13 protein-coding genes and 1 tRNA gene are annotated in these 20298 nt (G+C 38.6%); 10 read left to right on the top strand and 4 right to left on the bottom strand.

What is annotated here, in order from left to right; translation table 11 throughout:
- The gene (locus R2S10_RS04495) at positions 1-1374 is read left to right on the top strand and encodes a TlpA family protein disulfide reductase (protein WP_316839247.1); all 1374 of its coding nucleotides are present in this window, start codon (positions 1-3) and stop codon (positions 1372-1374) included.
- Between the two features lie 126 nt (positions 1375-1500).
- On the opposite strand, the gene R2S10_RS04490 is transcribed toward R2S10_RS04495, so the two are convergent.
- Positions 1501-1740 carry a hypothetical protein gene (locus tag R2S10_RS04490; RefSeq protein WP_316839246.1) on the bottom strand — a complete coding sequence of 80 codons (240 nt, stop codon included), beginning with the start codon at positions 1738-1740 and terminating at the stop codon, positions 1501-1503.
- A 425-nt stretch (positions 1741-2165) separates the two neighbouring features.
- Here R2S10_RS04490 and R2S10_RS04485 point away from each other — a divergent pair, with 425 nt between their 5' ends.
- Complete coding sequence (locus R2S10_RS04485) at positions 2166-2444, top strand: amidohydrolase family protein (RefSeq protein WP_410478951.1); 279 nt, start codon at positions 2166-2168, stop codon at positions 2442-2444.
- Between the two features lie 12 nt (positions 2445-2456).
- Here R2S10_RS04485 and R2S10_RS04480 read toward each other — a convergent pair whose 3' ends face one another.
- On the bottom strand, positions 2457-2702 hold the full coding sequence (locus R2S10_RS04480) for a hypothetical protein (protein ID WP_316839244.1): 246 nt from the start codon (positions 2700-2702) through the stop codon (positions 2457-2459).
- A gap of 378 nt (positions 2703-3080) precedes the next feature.
- Here R2S10_RS04480 and R2S10_RS04475 point away from each other — a divergent pair, with 378 nt between their 5' ends.
- A complete protein-coding gene (locus R2S10_RS04475) occupies positions 3081-4391 on the top strand; it encodes a hypothetical protein (RefSeq protein WP_316839243.1) in 1311 nt (436 codons plus the stop codon).
- Between the two features lie 197 nt (positions 4392-4588).
- Here the strand turns inward: R2S10_RS04475 and R2S10_RS04470 are convergent.
- Positions 4589-4664: transfer RNA gene (locus R2S10_RS04470), tRNA-Lys, on the bottom strand.
- A 480-nt stretch (positions 4665-5144) separates the two neighbouring features.
- Between R2S10_RS04470 and R2S10_RS04465 the strand changes: the two genes are divergently transcribed.
- From R2S10_RS04465 to R2S10_RS04445, 5 genes are all read left to right on the top strand, one after another.
- Positions 5145-6707, top strand: coding sequence for a glycerol-3-phosphate dehydrogenase/oxidase (locus R2S10_RS04465; RefSeq protein ID WP_316839242.1), 1563 nt, complete (start codon positions 5145-5147; stop codon positions 6705-6707).
- Positions 6708-6758: 51 nt separating this feature from the next.
- Positions 6759-8261 carry a glycerol kinase GlpK gene (gene glpK, locus R2S10_RS04460; protein WP_316839241.1) on the top strand — a complete coding sequence of 501 codons (1503 nt, stop codon included), beginning with the start codon at positions 6759-6761 and terminating at the stop codon, positions 8259-8261.
- Between the two features lie 81 nt (positions 8262-8342).
- Complete coding sequence (locus R2S10_RS04455) at positions 8343-8780, top strand: tail fiber domain-containing protein (protein ID WP_316839240.1); 438 nt, start codon at positions 8343-8345, stop codon at positions 8778-8780.
- A gap of 229 nt (positions 8781-9009) precedes the next feature.
- Positions 9010-11979, top strand: a complete 2970-nt coding sequence (locus tag R2S10_RS04450) for a TonB-dependent receptor (RefSeq protein WP_316839239.1) — start codon at positions 9010-9012, stop codon at positions 11977-11979.
- 31 nt (positions 11980-12010) lie between these two features.
- Positions 12011-13645, top strand: a complete 1635-nt coding sequence (locus tag R2S10_RS04445; protein WP_316839238.1) for a RagB/SusD family nutrient uptake outer membrane protein — start codon at positions 12011-12013, stop codon at positions 13643-13645.
- A 77-nt stretch (positions 13646-13722) separates the two neighbouring features.
- On the opposite strand, the gene R2S10_RS04440 is transcribed toward R2S10_RS04445, so the two are convergent.
- On the bottom strand, positions 13723-14043 hold the full coding sequence (locus R2S10_RS04440; protein ID WP_316839237.1) for a hypothetical protein: 321 nt from the start codon (positions 14041-14043) through the stop codon (positions 13723-13725).
- Between the two features lie 430 nt (positions 14044-14473).
- Here R2S10_RS04440 and R2S10_RS04435 point away from each other — a divergent pair, with 430 nt between their 5' ends.
- Both R2S10_RS04435 and chrA read left to right on the top strand, forming a co-directional pair.
- Positions 14474-18397, top strand: a complete 3924-nt coding sequence (locus R2S10_RS04435; protein ID WP_316839236.1) for a Dyp-type peroxidase — start codon at positions 14474-14476, stop codon at positions 18395-18397.
- 486 nt (positions 18398-18883) lie between these two features.
- On the top strand, positions 18884-20182 hold the full coding sequence (chrA, locus tag R2S10_RS04430; protein WP_316839235.1) for a chromate efflux transporter: 1299 nt from the start codon (positions 18884-18886) through the stop codon (positions 20180-20182).
- Positions 20183-20298: the final 116 nt, after the last annotated feature.

The raw sequence follows: 20298 nt of genomic DNA, 5'->3' as shown, positions 1-20298 counted from the left end.
ATGAAAATTATATATAGTATTCTACTCTTTCTGTTACCGATCTCAGTTGTAAATGGTCAAAATAGAAATCAGCCGGAAGCTAAGAAATCGCATAAAATTAAAAATAATGTTCTTTTTAAGAACCTAAGGGTTGGAGATTCAGTTCCTAATATTCAAATTGCAAAAATCATAAATGATAACATTAAAAGTGCTAAAATTTCTGATTTCAAAGATAGATTATTAATTATTGATTTTTGGGCTACAAACTGTACAAGCTGTGTCTCTGCTTTACCCGAACTTGATTCATTACAAAAAGTTTTTGGACACAAAATTAAGATATTACCTGTTACCTATGAAGATGAACAGATTACGGCCAATTTTCTTAAAAAGAACAAAAAGGTAAGCGGTCTAAATATAACTTCCGTTGTAGAAGATAAAGTACTTTCAAAATGGTTTAAACATCGTGTAATATCTCACGAAGTGTGGATTTATAAAGGAAGGGTAATTGCTATAACCGCACCTGAATACGTTGATGCCCATAATATTCAAAAGGTTTTGGATGGACAACATATTAACTGGCCGGTAAAAGATGACTTTTTGGTATTCCATTATGATAAGCCCTTATTCAATGTTAGTGATGTTAATTTTAAAAATGAAAAACGTATACTTCAATACTCGGGAATTCTAGGGTATCAGGAAGGTGCTTATACTAAAAGCGGAAGTGTTATTGATACTATTCGAGGAACTAAAAGATATTATCTGATTAATCATTCTATTCTGGCGGCATATAAGAGATTGTGGGAAGATGTAAAAACTACGGCAGTAATTCCAATCCCTCCTTCAGGAACTAATATTTTCACACCGACCCAACTTATATTAGAAGTTAAAGATCGTTCAAGATATATATACGATAAGTCAAAAGACTACCGTGAAAATTGGAAACGAATGAATGAGATTTCTTATGAATTTGTTACCTCTGATACAGGCCTCACTGCAAAGGAAATTAGTAAGAAAATGATTGATGACTTAGATCGAAGGTTCGGTCTGTACGGAAGATGGGAAAAGCGTCAAATTAAATGCTTAGCACTTGTAAGAACATCTAGCCTCGACAAACTTAAGTCAGTTGCTACCGGTAATGAGTTTGAATTTAGGCTTGATGAATCTATAAAAAAAATTAGGAATTCTGCTATTGGGAATCTAGTCCTTTGGCTGAATAATTATCATGGAAATCCTCCGGTTTTTAATGAAACCAATTATAAGGGAAACATAGACATTGATCTAAATATAAGTTCCTGGACAGACATATATGCCTTACGAAAAGCGTTACAAGCATATGATTTAGATTTAAAGGAAACTACACGAAATTTAGATGTGTTTATATTGAAAGATGATTAAAACAAGTATGAGGGTGTCTTTTTGGACACCCTCATACTTGTTTTTCCATAAATTCCTTGAAAAGGGAAAGAAATTCAAGTTTGCTGTACAAAAAAAGAGGGTATCTTTTCAGATACCCTCATGTTTTTAAGAAGCAGTCGTTCTTAATTTGACGATGCCTGTTTCCTGGCCTGAACTTAGAGCGCTATTAATTGCATTTTGCAAACCTGGGGTATCCATATCAGGTTCTGCTGGCATTCCAGGATTAGAATTCACATTAATCGCACATAAGAATGTTCCATCTGTACATTCCGGGGTTCCAGTTTCTAAGCTATAGCTCGAAGCTAAGGTTCTATCTCCAGGATAGTTATATTTATACCAAGGCATAATTACAATGCTTTTATAAATCAAAAAGCAATAAAAACTTTATGCCTACTCTTGATCGGATTTTCAGCGAACTCCGTTTATCTACTCTGTTTAAGGTTTTCGATCTCCCCCTTTACTAAGTTGTTTTGCAAAACTTTTAGTATCTGATATTTTAAGAACCATATAGATGTTAGATCAAATCTTTCATGCTATTGAGATTCCTCCATAAAATGTGAATGAAGATTTTGATTGCGCTCAACGATCCTTTTGATGTTTGGTTAGCATTGTGTACCTGTGAGTCTTAATTCAAAATTTATCAAACGTTAAATATCATCCGATATCTAGTACTAAGTTCGGCAATATAATCTCTTCTAATAGGGTCAAATGTCCCAAAAATAGACTTTAAAATATTATAGAAAGGTACTGACTGCCTATTTGATGCAAAACTGGCCACAAGACAGGGCGCGCAACTTGCTAAGTTAACACGCTGGTATACACCCTATGAGGTTTTAAAGATGGCTACATCAGCCAATGCAGAATTATTGGCGATAAGCGGGCCAAGAAATCCATATCCACACGCTTTAGGTGTAATTGCTGAAGGTGCCTACGCTGATTTGTTGATCGTTGATGGTAACCCAATCCAAAATATCAAACTGATTGAAGATCCAGAGAAAAACTTCCTGGTTATTATGAAAAATGGTATTGTATATAAAAATACATTATGAAAAATTCAGTAATCAATAGTTCAGAAGTGTATTTGGTAGGATGCTTGTTTTATAGATCAGGTTATGATTCTGCTCATCTTTCAGTGCTTTTTCTAAGGCCTTGATACGTTGCTCTGGACTGGACTCTCGGTGGTTATCCATCGGGTACTGTTTTGGTAAACTCCAATCTAAGTTGCCAAGTTTTCTTAACCATTTCAAAACGGTACTCCGTCCTTGGATCCCATAATACTTTAGGGTATTCTTTTCCTCATTTTTCATAATAAGTTGAGTTTGATGTCAACCTGTTTTAGGACGGGGCAGTAAAAGAAACTAATATATCTTCCTGAAAATTATCTCGAAGCATTTGTGCTGAATTTTCAGCAAGACTTCCTTCTACTGACGACGGAATTAGGAGGCTTACTGATTCCGTTAGAACCTTGGCAATTCCTTTCCCAACACCACTTAATCCACCTATGAGAACAGCGTTTTTCATAATCTCTCTTTCATTAAAATGGATTAACAAATCTTATTAGGGCTAAACTACAATATAATCATTTTGCTCCTGGAAAATATTACATTTGTGCTGCTAACACATACTCAAATCCATTTTAAATTCCTATGAAATGCATAATCATACTAATAATCTGCTTAAATTCCTTGATTACATTTGGACAAAAAGCAACCGGAGCTTATATTAAAGACTTAAAAACAGGATGTAAGGTATGGGATGAAAATTATTCATTGCAAGACAGTGTTAAGTGGGAAGGCACTTGTAAAGGTAACTTTGCGAACGGCTCAGGAACCCTAATCTGGTATAAAAAGAGTAAAGAATCTGCACGCTATACAGGAATAATGCTAAAAGGGAAACCACATGGCAAAGGCGTATATACTTATTTAGGTAATGGAGAAATAGAAGGAAATTTTATTGAAGGCGTACTACAAGGCGGAGGGAGTAGAACTTTTGCAACGGGGCTTAAATTAGAAGGGAATTATATTGATGACGAGTTTTTAAATGTCGATGATGCAGTTTTAAAACTACTTAAAAAGCATACTACTACATTTTTAGACAGCACGGATATCTATGTAAATGACGGAAATTCCAAATCGCTTTTTTACTATACTATTGTACCAACCGTGAATGTAAAAGGTGCTTTGGTTTTGCTTCCGTCTTCTGGTGAAAATGCAGAAAGTGTAATTAGCTGTAACAAAAAGTTAATACAGTATGCTTCGGAAAAGGGTGTTTTAACAATAGTATTATCAATTAATAATGACAGAGGATTAGATTATGATCAGTTAGCCCTTGATTTTCTTAATGCTACTTTTAATCAGGTTGCTGAACAATATCTTATTCCAAAGAATAAATTCGTCATTGGTGGGTTCTCAGGGGGTGGGATGCTTGCTTTAAGATATACAGAAATGTCAAAAGATAATGGTAACAAAACTTCAATAGTTCCTGTAGCAGTTTTTGGCGTTGATCCGCCTGTTGATTTAGCAGACCTTTATAACACATCGAAACGAGATATTACGATGAATGGTGATAAAGTTGGCTTAAGTCAAGGTAAGATGAACGGGCTAAGAGAAGCAAAATGGATTGTTGAAGAGTACAATAAGACTTACGGAGGGGCACCCGATCAACATCCTGAAAGATATATTCAATGTTCGATGTATTCGAGATCACAGAAAGACGGAGGCAATGCAAAGTATTTAAAGCATCTGCCTGTAAGGCTGTATTGTGATCCTGACGTTTTATGGGCGCTTAAAGAAAGAAACCGTGATTATTATGATATGAATGCTGCAAATCTATCAGCAATGATTAATTTTTTAAATCTGAATGGAAATAAAGAAGCAGAATTTATATCGGCCATTGGGAAAGGATATCGACTAGATGGAACTAGACACCCTCATTCATGGTCTATAGTTGAACCAATGGACTGTTTAAATTGGATACTTAATATTTTAAATAAATAGCTAAAAAGTATCTTTTGAACTTTTTGGGATTGCAAATTATCTATAAATCTTATTTGGTGAGTCCTATAAACCTTTAAATTACTCACCTAATCACTCAATTTTATATGTGATTTTTAGAATATTTTAGGTTTTAGGTAAAAAAACAAAAGCCTGCAATCATTTGACTTGCAGGCTTTTGTGTGTTTTGTTACTATTTTTGGTGATCCCGCTGGGATTCGAACCCAGGACCACTACATTAAAAGTGTAATGCTCTACCAGCTGAGCTACGGAATCAATTATGTTCCCTTGTTTCGAGAGTGCAAAAGTAGAAAAATTTTGTTAAAAACCATACTCCGTCCTAAAAAAAGTAAACAATAATTAAAGAAATTTCGTAACACGCTGGAATACAGTTGAAATATTTTTACAATAAAAGACTAATTGTTTCTGTAAATAGGAGGGCTGACCTTTCATTGCGCCTTTATAAAGAATGGATGGCATAAAAAGCAAGCCTTAGAAAATAATTTTCCATAAAAAGCCATCTACACCAAACAAATTGCCACTCTTCTTCATTATCCTCTTAACCAATATTGAATTTGTCCCCGCCGAGCTTAAATTATAATGTAAAGCCCAGGTAATTTTTTATGCATTTTGTTCAAATAAACAAATCCTGTGTAAAATAACAATGCAATAATTTGGAAATGAAACTATAAAAAGACAAATTTGTGAAAGAAAACGAAACTAATTGAAAGTTTCATTTTGTTAAAAGCTTCTACTATGAACAGACTTAAATTGATACAAAATTTAGAAACCGGCGAAAAATGGGACGTAGTCATCATTGGCGGGGGAGCTACAGGTTTGGGTATTGCAATGGACACAGCTACACGAGGTTATAAAACCTTATTGGTGGAACAGGCAGATTTTGCCAAAGGAACATCAAGTAAGGCTACCAAGTTGGTGCATGGCGGTGTCCGTTATATGGCACAAGGTGATCTTGGTCTGGTGCGTGAAGCTTGTCATGAAAGAGGATTGTTATTGAAAAATGCACCTCACTTGACAAAAAACGAAACATTTGTGATTCCAAACTATTCCTGGTTTGACAATGTGAAATATACCATAGGATTGAAATTCTATGATCTTTTAGCTGGAAAGTTAAGCCTTGGTGCTTCAAAATATATCAATAAAGAAAAAACAATAGCTGCATTGCCATCCATCAAAAGAGAAGGATTAAAAGGTGGTGTGGTGTACCATGATGGACAGTTTGATGATACTCGTCTGGCATTGAATATTGCCCAGACGGCCATTGAGAATGGCGCTACGGTCTTGAACTACATGAAAGTAGAAGGTTTACTGAAAGATAGCAACAAGAAAGTAAACGGTGTAAAAGTGAAAGATACCGAAACCGGTAAAACCTATGACGTTTTAGGAAAGGTGGTTATTAATGCTACCGGTGTATATGTAGATAACATTTTGCAAATGGATAGGCCTGAAGCACCGCATATGGTACGCCCAAGTCAGGGGGTACACATTACCCTGGATCGTTCATTTATGGAAGGGGATAATGCTTTAATGATTCCTGAAACTGACGATGGAAGGGTGTTGTTTGCCGTACCATGGCATGATAAGCTGATCGTAGGAACTACTGATACTTTAAGAGATCATCCGGAACTAGAGCCTCAGGCATTGGATCAGGAAATCGAATTCATACTTTCTACTGCAGCAAAATACTTTAGAAAGAAACCAACCCGTGCAGATGTATTGGCTGTTTTTGCGGGCTTACGCCCATTGGCAGCTCCAAAACAGGAGGGATCAAAAACTAAAGAGATTTCCAGAAGTCATAAGATCATCGTTTCAGATTCAGCAATGATTACGATTACTGGTGGTAAATGGACGACCTTTAGAAGGATGGCTCAGGATACTGTCGATAAAGCAATTGAGAAAGGGTATCTGCCAGCAAAACCATGTAAAACGGAGCAACTTCACATCCATGGTTATGTGGCTTCGCCTGATAAAGCAGATCCGCTTCATTTCTATGGAACTGATCTTGCCGGTATTCAAAAACTGATTCAGGAAAATCCACCTCTTCAGGAAAGACTGGTCCCAGCATATCCATATACGAAAGCAATGGTGGTATGGGCGGTGAGAAATGAATATGCCCGTAGGGTAGAAGATGTGGTAGGGCGTCGTTTTAGATTGCTATTCCTGGATGTAAAAGCTGCAATTGAAGCTGCACCGGAAGTGGCAAGAATTATCGCAGAAGAGCTAAACCGCGATCAGGCGTGGGTAGAAAAAGAAGTGGAAGAGTTCAAAACTCTTGCAAAAACTTATACTATATTTTAAATTACTGCTCAAAATAATTAAACTATTTTTAATTCTAATCAATCATATAAAATGGAGCCAGACCAAAAATTCATTCTAGCCCTCGATCAGGGAACAACCAGCTCCCGTGCCATTATCTTCAACCATGATGGAGAGATCGTTGCCGTAGCGCAGAAACCATTTGAACAATTCTTTCCGCAACCAGGCTGGGTAGAACATGATGCTAATGAAATCTGGTATTCGCAGTCTTCTGTTGCGGCAGAAGTAATTGCTAAATCTGATTTAAACGGATTGAATATCGCCGCAATCGGAATCACCAATCAAAGGGAAACTACGATTGTATGGGACAGAGAGACAGGAATTCCGGTATATCATGCCATTGTTTGGCAGGACAGACGTACCGCCAAATATTGTGATGAGCTTAAAGAACAAGGCTGGAAAGACAAAATAAAAGAAAAAACAGGCTTAGTGATTGATGCTTATTTCTCTGGAACTAAAGTGAAATGGATTCTAGACAATGTAAAAGGAGTAAGAGAAAGAGCAGAACGTGGTGAGCTTTGTTTTGGAACAGTAGATAGCTGGTTGGTATGGAAGTTTACCCGTGGCGCCATGCACATTACCGATGTTTCCAATGCCAGCAGAACATTGATGTTTAACATCAATACGATGGAATGGGATAAGGAATTGTTGGAACTATTGACTATTCCGGAAAGCATGTTGCCAGAAGTAAGGCAAAGTTCTGAAGTATACGGAAATACAGTGACTACACTTTTCGCTTCTAAAATTCCTATTGCAGGGATTGCAGGAGATCAGCAGGCTGCCCTTTTTGGTCAGATGTGCGTAGACGAGGGGATGACTAAGAATACTTATGGCACGGGTTGTTTTATGCTGATGAATACTGGTGATAAGCCTGTGTTTTCTAAAAACAACTTGCTAACTACTGTAGGCTGGAAAATCAATAACAAAGTCACCTATGCTTTAGAGGGTAGTGTGTTTGTAGGTGGAGCAGCGATTCAATGGTTGCGTGATGGCCTGGGGATTATTAAAACTTCCGCCGAAAGTGAAACCTTGTCTGCTTCGGTAGAAGACAATGGTGGTGTTTATTTTGTGCCAGCGCTTACGGGCTTAGGTGCCCCTTATTGGGATCAATATGCTCGTGGTGCCATATTCGGTATCACCAGAGGAACAACTTCAGCACACATTGCCAGAGCCGCATTAGAAGGAATTGCTTTCCAGGTGAATGATCTTTTGAAAAGTATGGAATCCGATGCCGGAAAGAAATCTACAGAATTAAGAGTAGATGGAGGAGCAGTAGAAAACAATGCATTAATGCAGTTTCAGGCAGATATTTTTGGTAGCGATGTGGTGAGGCCTAAGATTTTAGAAACCACAGCATTAGGTGCGGCTTATCTTGCCGGACTTGCGGTTGGCTATTGGGATAGTGTAGAGGAGATTAAAAAACAATGGAACATTGAAAAGAAATTTGAGCCATTAATGGAAAAAGACAAGGCTAAAAACTACCTTCACTACTGGAAAAAAGCTGTAGAAAGATCCAGGAATTGGTCGGAAGAATAGGGTAATGGCGAATGCTAAATCATAAAATGGAAGGCGTATGAATGGAAGATTTACAATTTTGTTTTACCAAAATTTAATATCATGAAACACCAAATGTTAGTGAAAACCGCTGTTTGTGCGCTAGTTTTCACAGTTACTGCAGTCACTGCAAATGCACAAAAAATCAATGAAAAAGAATTGAAAGTTAACATCGACAAAATCTCTAACTCTACACAACAGTTAAAGAATCTGGAGCCGGTTACCTTTCAGTATGATACTAAAAAGTTCAATTATCTGGCACTTCCATCAGGGGCACAATACGGCTTTCTGGTGAGTAATGTACTTCCTGAATTTCCGGAAATGGTATCAGAAGTATCTAAGCAATATAATGCCGGTAAGAATGATTCAAAAGTGGTGAAATACAATGAAGTTCAGACCGAAAGTCTGATCCCGGTATTGGTAGCTGCCATCAAAGAACAACAGGCGCAGATTGATCTTTTGACAAAAGAATTGAATCTTTTAAAAGAGAAATCGAAGTAGTATAATTTTGCATAAGCAAAAGGGGCCATCTATATAGATGGCTTTTTTTGTTTAAAAGAACTTCGCTCTACTGTGTTTACTTACTGTTAGTAGACCTTGGAGGTTAATGGCTTATGTTTCATGTGGTTCGGGAACGATTGCACAGTTTTTTTTGCCTCATTTTAATTTTTGGTGTTTGATTCTTTGTAGACTTGTTTAAAGGCAAAAGAAATTAACCTAACCAAATATAATGAGCAAATTCTATTTAACACTGGCCATGCTGTGTCTTTTATGCACTGCGCTATACGCCCAGGACCGTAAAATATCGGGCCAGGTGTCTGATGCCAAAACTGGGGAAACATTGATCGGCGTAAGCGTCATGGTCAAAGGAAGTACCCGTGGTACAAGTACCGATGCCAACGGAAAATTTAGCTTAAGCATTCCTGCAAATACAAGTAATCCTATACTCGTGCTAAACTATGTGGGTTTTGAAAAGCAGGAAGTCAGCGTAGGTACACAGGTCAACTTAAATATTAAATTAACGCCTGAACAAAATGACTTGAATGAGGTCGTGGTTGTGGGCTACGGTACAGTGAAAAAGCGTGATCTGACCGGTTCTGTAGTTTCCATAAAAGGAGATGAGATTGCTAAAGTGCCCTCTGCCAATCCATTGGAGTCTATTCAGGGGAAAGTTCCTGGCGTAGACATTACCAGAAGTAGTGGTTCTGCCTCTTCCGGGGTTAATATCAACATCCGTGGTACGCGCTCTATTACCGCTGGAAATGGGCCCCTGATCATTGTAGATGGGGTTCAATATTCGAGTATTCAGGATTTAAATCCCAATGATATTGCTTCTATGGAGATTCTGAAGGATGCTTCTTCTACAGCGATTTATGGCTCAAGGGGAGCAAACGGGGTCATCCTGATCACCACTAAAAAGGGAATTACCGGAGAAGCAACCATTTCTTTGAACTCTTATTATGGGATTTCAAAAGTGTCAAGATACCCTTCCGTAATGGATGCAGCGGGGTATATTAACTTGAAAAGAGAAGCCAATCGCAATACAGGCAGCTGGAAAAGTCCGGCAGATGACGCTTCTATTTTTAGTACTGCAGAATTTAATGCCATCCAGAACAATCAGTTTTTGGATTACCAGAATCTCTTGTTTCATGATGGCCATCAGCAAGACCATCAAATCGGGGTAAGGGCAGGTACAGAAAAGACTAAGGTGTACTTCTCTTTAGATTACATGAATGAAAAAGGGGTGTTGAAAAAGGACAAGTCTGATCGTTATTCTGCCCGTCTAAATGTAGACCAATCTATTGGGAAAATGTTTACTACAGGTTTACAGGCGCAATTCACGCATTATGAACAGGAAAATCGTAGAGATCCCTTAAATCAAGCAAATAAAGTAGCTCCGCTTGGAACCATTTATGATGAGGCTGGAAACTTTATGTTCTACCCGCTTTTTGGAACATTTGTAAATCCATTGGCGGATGAACAACCTGATATTTACACTAGCGAGTCGGTGATCAACCGTACGATTTTATCTGCATATATGGAGTTGAAACCAATGGAAGGTCTTGTTTTTCGTTCCAATCTGGGCGCAAATTTAAATACGGATCGCTTGGGTACTTATGCAGACCGATATTCCCTGGATCGTAATGGTTCCAATCCTAAGGCAACCTATGCTGCTTCTAATGGACATTTGATCAATATTGAAAACTTTGTGACTTATAACAAGGAGATTAAAGAACATGCTTTTACTTTGACTGGGATCAATAGTTTACTGTTCAACAGAGGGGATAATGTGAACGCCTCTGGTGAGAATCAATTGCTCAAATCTCAGTTGTTCTATGGCTTGGGCAATACGATTAATCAGGCAGTTACCACTGCTTATACTATGAATAACCTGGTTTCCTTCGCAGGGCGATTAAATTACGCTTATAAAGGAAAATACCTGCTCACTCTGACTGGACGTACAGATGGTTCTTCGAAGCTGGCAGCGGGAAACAAATGGGCATTCTTCCCTTCTGGAGCAGTTGCCTGGAGAATAAGCGACGAAAAGTTTCTGAAAGACAATGAAGTGATCAGCGACCTGAAATTAAAATACAGTTATGGTATTGCAGGAAGTGACAACATCAATCCTTATTCTACGGAAAGCAGCTTGTCGAAAATAGCCTTTGCTTATGATGATGCTGCGGCACCAGCTTATACTTATTCGCCAAGAACAGGGAATACGCAATTGAGCTGGGAAAAGACCAAGACCAGCGATTTTGGATTAGAGATCTCCTTCTTGAAAAACAGGATCTCTGCCACCGTCGATTATTATGATTCTAAAACTTACGATTTACTCCTGAATAGAAGTCTGCCAACCTCTACAGGATTGAGTAGTGTGATCCAGAATGTGGCCAAAACTGGCAACAGAGGATTAGAAATCTACATTGCCTCTAAAAACATCATCAATGAGAATTTTCAATGGACTACTGCGCTGAGTTTTAGCAGAAACAAAGAACGCATTATTGAATTGGCTGGTGGCGCCCAGGCAGATGTGCTGAACAATTGGTTTGTCGGCTCTCCTATACAGTCGTTTTATGATTATGAAAAGATTGGGATATGGCAAACAGAAGAAGCTGCAGAGGCTACAAAGTACGGACAAAAACCTGGAGATATTAAGGTGAGAGACCTGAACGGGGATGGTAAAATTGACACCAGCAATGACCGTAAAATCTTAGGAAGCAACCGTCCAAACTGGAGTGGTGGATTAGAAAACACTTTCACTTATAAAGCATGGGATTTAAATGTGTATATATATGCAAGAATGGGACAAATGTTGTATGCAGATTTCCTACGTCGTTATGATCCTCAAGGGGTAAATAACAGTTCCAGCATTATCGATTACTGGACTCCTGAGAATGCAACCAACGCTTACCCTAGGCCAAATAAAAATACTTCTCTTGCTTCCACTTTGTATTCTACAAGTTTGGGCTATGAAGATGGTTCTTTCTTAAGAATCAGGAACATTACCCTCGGCTATACCATCCCTAAAACTACTTTAGAAAGAAGTTTTGTGAAAAGTCTCAGGTTGTATTTCACCGCAAGAAATCCATTGACCTATACCAAATCAAAGCTATTAAACGAGTATGATCCGGAGAGGGGTGGCTCAGAAGGAGCGCCTATGACTAAGCTCTATACCTTCGGTCTGAATGCTAGCTTTTAAACGGAATTATCATCAATAAATAAGATAGATCATGAAAAATCATATAATTAAAACACTCCTACTTTTTAGTGGATTGGCGGCTTTGTCTTCCTGTAAAAAGATGTTAGAAGAAAAGAATCTTTCCGGAATTACTGCGGAAAGTGTATACACTACACCAGCTGGTTTTGAAACCCTAGTGAATGCGGCTTATTCTTACCAACGTTGGTGGTACGGAAAAGAGGAAGGTTATGCAATGGCAGAAATGGGGACCGACATCTGGATGAGTGGAGCGGGTGATGTGACCACTGATTTAACGCAGTACATCAATCTGCAGGGAACAAATACGGCAGTTACTACTGAGTGGCAACAGCTATATACTGCAATAAACCTATGTAATGCAGGGGTCAACAAGATTGCTGGTGCTGGCCTTGATCCAGCTACAAAAGCGATCAGAGAAGCCGAGCTTAAATTTCTACGTGCTTTTTATTACTGGCATATTGCAGAGTCCTGGGGTGGGGTGCATTTTACTCTTGAGGAAACAAAAGGGGTGATTACTACCGCCAATAAAACGCCTGTGGAGGTCTTTAATAAACAGATTATTGATGATTTATTATTTGCCGTCAGCAATTTACCTGCAACCACTAAGGATTATGGCAGAGCTACAAAACCTGCGGCACAGGCGTTTTTAGCACGTATGTACCTGACACAAAAGAAATATAAAGAAGCGAAGGACATGGCTTTAAGTGTGATTGATGGTGGCTATGGTTTCTCTTTGTTACCTGCTTATGCTGATTTATGGAAAATGCAAAACCTGAAAAATAAAGAAGTAATTTATGCGGTAAACTATTCTACAAACCTTTCCTTAAATGACCTTGTTGATCCTATTCTAAATCCTTTAGGACATAGTAGGGGGAGTAATAGCAGTCATATGTTGTTTGCCATGAAGTATGATGATCAACCCGGAATGCTACGTGATATTATCAATGGAAGACCTTTCGACCGTTATATGCCTACCCGTTTTTTATTGGATTTATATGGTGACGATGATGCCCGTTATGATGGTTCATTTAAAACGGTTTGGTATGCCAATGGAACCACCAGGCCAGCTGGAATGAAAGTAGGAGATACCGCTGTTTTTGCGACAAAGAAAGTCTTTGCTCCAGCAGGTAAATTGTATAAAATATTTGACCGAAATGCTGTTTATAATGCGGATGGGACTGTAAAAGATCAGCTTCACTATGTGACCTTGAGTAAATTTGATGACCCTACCAGAAGCAGTATCAATGAGGCGCAAAGTGCCAGAGATGTTTTTGTGATCCGCTTTGCAGAGTTGTACCTGATTGCTGCAGAGGCATCCTTGCAATTACAAAATCCGGATGACGCTGCTAAATATATTAACGTACTTCGAACCAGAGCCGCAAAAACAGGCAAGGTGGCTGCAATGCAGGTTTCTGCAGCACAGATGACATTGGATTTTGTTTTGGATGAACGTGCAAGGGAATTTGCAGGGGAACAAATCCGGTGGTTTGACCTGAAAAGAACCGGCAAACTATTGGAACGTGTAAAAGCGTATAACCCCAATGCAGCCAATATTAAAGACTTTAATCTTGTGAAGCCAATTCCAAGAACGCAAATCGATGCGGTAAGTAATAAAGGAGAGTTTGGTCAGAATACCGGCTACCAATAAGGAAATTGAATAGCTATAATTCATTAAAACAAATAAGCCCCAGATTTCTCTGAGGCTTATTTGTTATTTTAGACCAATTAATTGGTCTGGTTTGTGATCTCAATGGTTTTAGCCATTACACGCACAATAGTATCTCTATATAAAATGAAGTTGGCCTGACGAGCTTCATCTGTTTCACTTTCCTTAACTGCTTTTCTAGCGATTTTTATTTCCTGTAGTTCATTAGTATATAACTCCATAAACAATTCAGGTTCTTTGTTTTTTAGAATTCTGATTGTATGCGAGTAGTTTTCATGGCTGTCAACGAGAATAGCGAAGTTTTTCTCATTATAAATATCCAGACCAACAATTTTTCCTGATAGCTTCTCCAGCTTTCCTCTTTCTTTTGCGTAACCCATAATTGCCACGAATATACCAGTTTTGTAGAAGATTATATAATTCCTTGTTTTTAAAATCAAGATAGGTTTTAAAAGTATAAAAGCGCCAGACTGGTTTCGATATTGAAATGTTAAATTAGGTTAAAAAAAAGAGCTGTAATTGAGGCTTTTGATAACTTTAAGTAAAATAGTCTTTTGGATAACGACTGAGGCTCACAAAAAAAATGAATTTCATAAAATAAGGCCAGGACTTATAAAAAACTAAAACAGCTCCCGGAAGAAAAAAAGAAATTGCCCGCTCTAAAAATGGAATAAGGATAGGTAGAACTACCTGTTTTTTGGCAAAAAATCTCATTTTGTGTGTATTGTAGGGAAAATTTTAATTATTTTAAATTATGAAACAACCTATTGCTGGTTGGATCATAATTTATCATCCCTAAAACTCTCAATTATGAATGCATTAAGCTTTGACGAAAGACTAGATGAAGTCTGGAAACATTGTCAGCGTGGATTGGTTTACCCATCTCCTTACGCCATTTTCGCCACCTTCTGGTTGAAAAAAACAGTCGACAAAAAACAACTTGCAGTTTTAATGGCAACGCTCCGAGACGAGATTACCAACAATGATGCACTGGCAGGTAAGAACACCACCGTTGTATTGGGGGTTTCCTTCAAAAACTGGGCAGACATTTGTGCAAAAGACGGTACCTCACTTCCAAAAGGAATGCAACTGAACTTTCCGGAAGAAAAAGATCCTTTTACCTCTAAAGTATTCGATGCCTCTAAAGGGGTATTTAACAATGCACATGGTGACATTTGGTTTCACATAAAAAGTGATTTTGAAAGGCCTTGTGAACTGGTGCTGGAGCTAATAGAAAGCGCATTGAAAGAGGATACCAGTCGTTCTTTTGCCCAACCAGCTGCTTCTAAATCAAATGAAAAAGACGGACATAAGGGAAAGGTCCTGGGTTGCCGTTTTTCTGAGAACTTAAATAATCCTTCAGACCCCATCACGATTGCTAAACATACCCTGATTGGTGGAGAAGATATGGCACATTTTGGTGGTTCATTTGTGTTGGCGCAACGTTTTGTAATCAACTGGAACCAAATTAATATGTTAACTGAAGATCAGATCGAAGACCTGATTGGGCGTAAAACAGATGATACCATTATTCCAGATCGGGATTCCGGAGGTCACATTAAATCGGCCAGGTTACAGGATGAAAATGGAAATACCACACCTGTATTAAGGTTGGGTTTGCCTTTTGGAAGGGCTAAACAATCAAAAAATGGATTTAGAGCGCCTAAATCTGTTACTGTTTCTGACGAAGAAGGGATTTATTTTGCCGGATTCTCTAAAGAGGCCGGTATCCTTGAAAACATCATGAGCAATCAAATCGGTGCCGACAAAGGTTTTATGAATGATCGATTATTCAATCATTTGAAATCAGATTTGGGAGGCTTATTTTACATTCCAAGTGTAGAAGATTTGAAATTGCAATTGATGGAAGATTATGCCAATGATTTTAGTCAGGTAGACATAGGAAACTGGTTGAAGTTTCCAGGAGTGGATTGGAGAAGGTTAGATCGTCATTATCAGGATGCTTCTAAAAACGGCCTGATGTATTATAGTCATCAGAACTATCTTTTCACCATGTCTACCGGGATTGACCGTAAAAATAAATTCTTTAAAGTACCATCAAACAGAATCCTGAGTCTATTGGAAAATATCTTTTCCCTATGGCAGGACAATTGGTATTTCAACCGTAAACAGGAAGAAATTAAAGAAGACCTTTCTTATTATATCGGTAAATATCAGGGGGCAGATAAGCCTGCCGATATCATGAAAGAATCGATCATGATCAGAAAAGGTTGGGCGATCAGGTTGAGTTTACACTTATTCAGTGATCCGTCTTATGGGTTTAGAGGTCGTAAAATAAGACTGAAAGACGGTACTTTGATCCCATATTCTTCCTTCCGTCAGGATGATGGCGAAACGATCTATGGCTCTGATACTTTTAGGATCTCCCCAGAGGAGATTATTGTGGGTGCTATGCCAAACTTATCTTTGGGAGAAGGACGTTATGTGATGAAGTACCTGTCGGAAACGGAGCGTATGGATGGATTTTTGAACAATCTTTCTGAAGCATCTGGTGTAGGACACGTGATTCCGCATTACGAAAAAGCATTGCACAAAGGTTTAGGGCTAATGAAAGCGGAGGTCCTGGCATATGAAAAAGGAGCAGCACCTGAGAAAAAGGAGCTGTACCATTCTGCTTATCTGGCACTGCAAGGTATTTCTGAATACTTCCGGAATTATGCAAGTCTTGCCAGAGAAATCGCTGCAAAGATGACTCCAGGCCAAGCATGGGAAAAGGCAAATCTGGAAGATATTTCCAAACGTATGGATAAGCTGGCAGAAGAAAAGCCTGGTTCTTTTGTGGAGGCCGTACAATTTATTTTTACCCTGCACAGTTGTTTACATTTAAACGGAGAACCTACAGCTATCGGAAGGATGGACCAGCTGTTGTTGCCTTTCTTTGAAAATGACCACATTTCTCTGGAAGAAGCACAGGAAATTATTGATGCTTTTTACATTAAACTAGATGAAAAAGTACAGCAGAACCGCATCTTTATGGAGGATCATCAGCCATTTGGAAACCTGGCAATGGGTGGTAGTTCTGGTCCTTATCCACAAGGTGCATCCTTAGGACAATGGATTCAGCAGATTACTGTTGGGGGGACTATTGCAGATGGAACTATTGATTTTAAGGATACAAAACCTGCATATAATAAGCTTACCATGTTGTTTATTCATGCCTCAGGAAGGTTGCCTTTAAATGCGCCTTGTCTTTCTCTGCGTACCAGGAAAGATATTCCTCAGGAATTACTGGATGCTGCAGCTCATGCAATATTGGCTGGTGGAGCGCATCCAATTCTATTGAATGATGAGAAAATCATCGAAGGCCTTTACCAAAGTGGTGATGGGGTAGGTGGTAATCTGAGCAAGGAGACTAAGAACTGGAATCCTGCGGTGACGATGGAATCTGCACAAAACTATGCTTGTGATGGTTGTTATGAGCCGCAATTTCCTGGTGAAAACTGGTTTTCTTTAGGTGGCTTCTCTACTTTGCAACCTTTAGAATGTGCATTAAATCAAGGTAGAACCTATTCTTCGGCCGGACAATCCTACCTGTTTGGCCAAACAGTTTCTCTAAATTCTAAACCTGCGGATCAGATTAAAACATTTAAAGAACTGCTGGATATTTATTTTCAACATTTTGAGTTGTTGAATCGTAAAGCATTTAATGGACAGCTGATGGGTTATGGCGCTAATACAAGATTCTGCCCTTCACCAATATTAAATGTACTGATGGACGATTGTTTGGCAAAAGGACAGGATTTTTATAGCGGTGGTACAAAATATAGTATTTATGGACCTTGTTATATTGCCTTAAGTTCGACTATCAATTCATTGTATGCCATTAAGACGATGGTTTTTGATGATAAAAATGCAGTCACCACATTACCGGAGTTATTGGAATGTTTATGTTGCGATTGGGGTTATAAAATGACAGAACCTTTTATCAGTAATCTTGCTGGTGAATCAAGGATTGCCGGTCGCTCAGATCGCTTTAAACGCCTGAGAGATATCGCGCTTTCATTGCCACGTTATGGTAGGGGGCATAAAGATATTGATGCTTTTGGAAATGCGATAGTAGAAGGTGTTGCCGGAATTTCCGTTAAAACTTTCACAGATCCTTTACCACAAATGTTGGAGCGTTTGAAAAATATGGCCCAAATGTATGGTTCCGAAGATTATCCATTCGGACTTCAAATCCAACCGGGTGTAGGTACTTTCGAAAACCATGTGGAGATGGGAGCCTGGAATGGAGCCAGTGCTGATGGCCGCAGACTAGGAACAACTGTTGCCGGTGATTTAAGTGCGATGCCAAGTCCTGCAGATTTACCAATTGAAGCCCAGCATGCTGGTTTTGAAAAGTCGCTTGCAGGATTTAAAGGTAAAGGAGCAGAAATGATGACTGATGGTGCGCCAACTGATTTCAATATTGATGAGGATTTTCCAGCGGATATGATTGTCCGCGTAATGCAGCAATTTGCGCAAGGCGAATCTTCTAATATTCTAACAATTACTGTGGCTAATCCGGATACGTTTGAGAAAGCGGTGGACTCTCCTGAACAATACAACTTGTTAAGGGTGAGGACTGGTGGTTGGTCTAATTTCTTCACCTCGGTATTCCCCTTGGTACAAGATCAGCATCGTAGAAGACCAGTTTCAACCCCTGTAGCTATAGAAGATGAAGAGAAAGCCATGGCAGGTTGTCCTTTCCTTAACAAGATGGCAAAGGAGTAAAGTCTCAGAGCTATAATAAATTTAATGCCCCCAAAAAGTTAGACGCTTTATGGGGGCATTTTTTTATAGTATCAATTTTGAAAGTGTGGTAGAACGCTAAATTAAGAGGATGAACATTTTTGTTGGATTATTGATCAGCAGTTGCTGTCCATACCTCTCTTAAATTCCAAAGGCGACGGCTTGTTTTAAGGAGATCTAGGTCTTGCGTTGGTTGCAGTAACACTCGGGGTAGGTGATGTCTTTTTAGTGGCATCGTGAGCCTGATTCTAGCCTTAAAACAACCTTGAAAAATAGCTTAAGAATACTTTTATTAACCCATTGTTTTTGCCTAATTTCAGGCCAGAAACAAGAAAATAATGAATTAAAACTAAGGCTTATTCCGGACAACAGCGTTTCAGTTTGATTCTTTTAACCAGTACAATTATGGCAATTGGTTTAAATTTCCGATAGGAGAAAGGCTATTGCTATGGAAAGAAAAAAGTAGAAATGATAGAAAAACCCTTATTCAAGGACGCATTAAAATTTTGGTTTAAATTGGGATGGATCAGCTTCGGTGGTACTGTGGGGCACATTAATATTATGCACTCGTACTTAGTAGATCAAAAGAAATGGGTCAGTGACAGTCGCTTCTTTCATGCTTTAAACCTTTGTATGTTATTGCCGGGGCCGGAAGCACAACAGTTAGCCATCTATATGGGTTGGCAGCTGCATGGTAAAAAGGGGGGCTTAGCAGCAGGAATGTTGTTTGTATTGCCCTCCATGTTTATTCTGTTGATATTAAGTGTGTGTTATGTTTACTTTGGCAATCAACCCTGGATGTTTGCCATGTTTAATGGCTTCAAACCTGCTGTGATTGCGATCATTATAGTGGCGCTTTTAGGAATCGGAAAGAAAGCACTCCATACACCGTACCATATTTTACTCGCTGTACTTGCCTTTTCCTGCATCTTCTTTTTTAATATTTCTATGGTGTTTATCATTCTTGGAACGATAGGATTCGGTTTAATATTCAATTACCTATGGCCTTCTTTAATTCATCAGGAAAGCAAGAAGAAGCTTGTCCCAGTTCAGGAAAAGGAATATTATTTTAATAGGGATTCTGTAGCGGTCGGCGCAAACAGTCATAAGAAAGATTTATGGCTTCAAATCTTGATTTTTATGTTGTTATGGGCAATGCCAACAGTAGCATTATATTACTTTACCAGTGACTTTGCTTTTTGGAGGGAGCTGACCTTCTTTTTCTCTAAAACGGCCTTTCTTACCATTGGAGGGTCATATACAGTGTTACCTTATGTTGCACAGTATACCGTTACCAAACTCAATTGGCTAAGTAAAATGCAAATGATAGATGGTTTTGCATTGGCAGAAACAACCCCGGGGCCATTAATTATTGTAGTTGCTTTTGTGGGATTTATAGCGGCATACAATCATTTTGATACTTCAATTCCTATGGCGATTTTGGGCTTGCTTATCACTACTTTTCATACTTTTTTACCTTCATTTTTGTTCATATTTGTTGGTGGTCCAATCATAGAAAAAGCGCATGGAAATACTGCAATTACCAATGTTTTGGGCTTTGTTACCGCTGCGGTGGTAGGGGTTATTCTTAACCTGACTTTATTCCTTGGGAAAGATGTTGTTTTCCCTGGGGGAATTGGATTCGGAAATCTGGATGTTGCTGCTTTGGGTTGGGTGTTGATCACTTTCCTGCTGATGAAAAAATACAAGGTAAATGTCCTGTATATTATTGGCATCAGTTTAATTTTTGGATTGCTTCATTACTGATAGGTTTTGCTTTGTTGCTTTTTTATCTACTTGATGCTGAGTTTGCTCTGCCTTTGCTGGAGTTGTTTTACTTCAAGTTTAAATCCCTCATTATATTTTTTGGAATAATAAATGCT

This window comes from Pedobacter gandavensis, from assembly GCF_032678745.1.
In the GTDB taxonomy this organism is placed as follows: Bacteria; Bacteroidota; Bacteroidia; order Sphingobacteriales; family Sphingobacteriaceae; genus Pedobacter; species Pedobacter gandavensis_C.
Note: the sequence above shows the minus strand (reverse complement) of the source record. Positions and strands in the feature narration are given on the sequence as shown.

What these genes read in the sequence shown, in the direction of transcription:
- R2S10_RS04495 (WP_316839247.1), top strand. Translation starts at nt 1, where the DNA reads ATGAAAATTATATATAGTATTCTACTCTTTCTGTTACCGATCTCAGTT.
- chrA (WP_316839235.1), top strand. Translation starts at nt 18,884, where the DNA reads ATGATAGAAAAACCCTTATTCAAGGACGCATTAAAATTTTGGTTTAAA.
- R2S10_RS04480 (WP_316839244.1), bottom strand. Translation starts at nt 2,702, where the DNA reads ATGAAAAATGAGGAAAAGAATACCCTAAAGTATTATGGGATCCAAGGA.
- glpK (WP_316839241.1), top strand. Translation starts at nt 6,759, where the DNA reads ATGGAGCCAGACCAAAAATTCATTCTAGCCCTCGATCAGGGAACAACC.
- R2S10_RS04435 (WP_316839236.1), top strand. Translation starts at nt 14,474, where the DNA reads ATGAATGCATTAAGCTTTGACGAAAGACTAGATGAAGTCTGGAAACAT.
- R2S10_RS04440 (WP_316839237.1), bottom strand. Translation starts at nt 14,043, where the DNA reads ATGGGTTACGCAAAAGAAAGAGGAAAGCTGGAGAAGCTATCAGGAAAA.
- R2S10_RS04450 (WP_316839239.1), top strand. Translation starts at nt 9,010, where the DNA reads ATGAGCAAATTCTATTTAACACTGGCCATGCTGTGTCTTTTATGCACT.
- R2S10_RS04445 (WP_316839238.1), top strand. Translation starts at nt 12,011, where the DNA reads ATGAAAAATCATATAATTAAAACACTCCTACTTTTTAGTGGATTGGCG.
- R2S10_RS04455 (WP_316839240.1), top strand. Translation starts at nt 8,343, where the DNA reads ATGAAACACCAAATGTTAGTGAAAACCGCTGTTTGTGCGCTAGTTTTC.
- R2S10_RS04465 (WP_316839242.1), top strand. Translation starts at nt 5,145, where the DNA reads ATGAACAGACTTAAATTGATACAAAATTTAGAAACCGGCGAAAAATGG.
- R2S10_RS04490 (WP_316839246.1), bottom strand. Translation starts at nt 1,740, where the DNA reads ATGCCTTGGTATAAATATAACTATCCTGGAGATAGAACCTTAGCTTCG.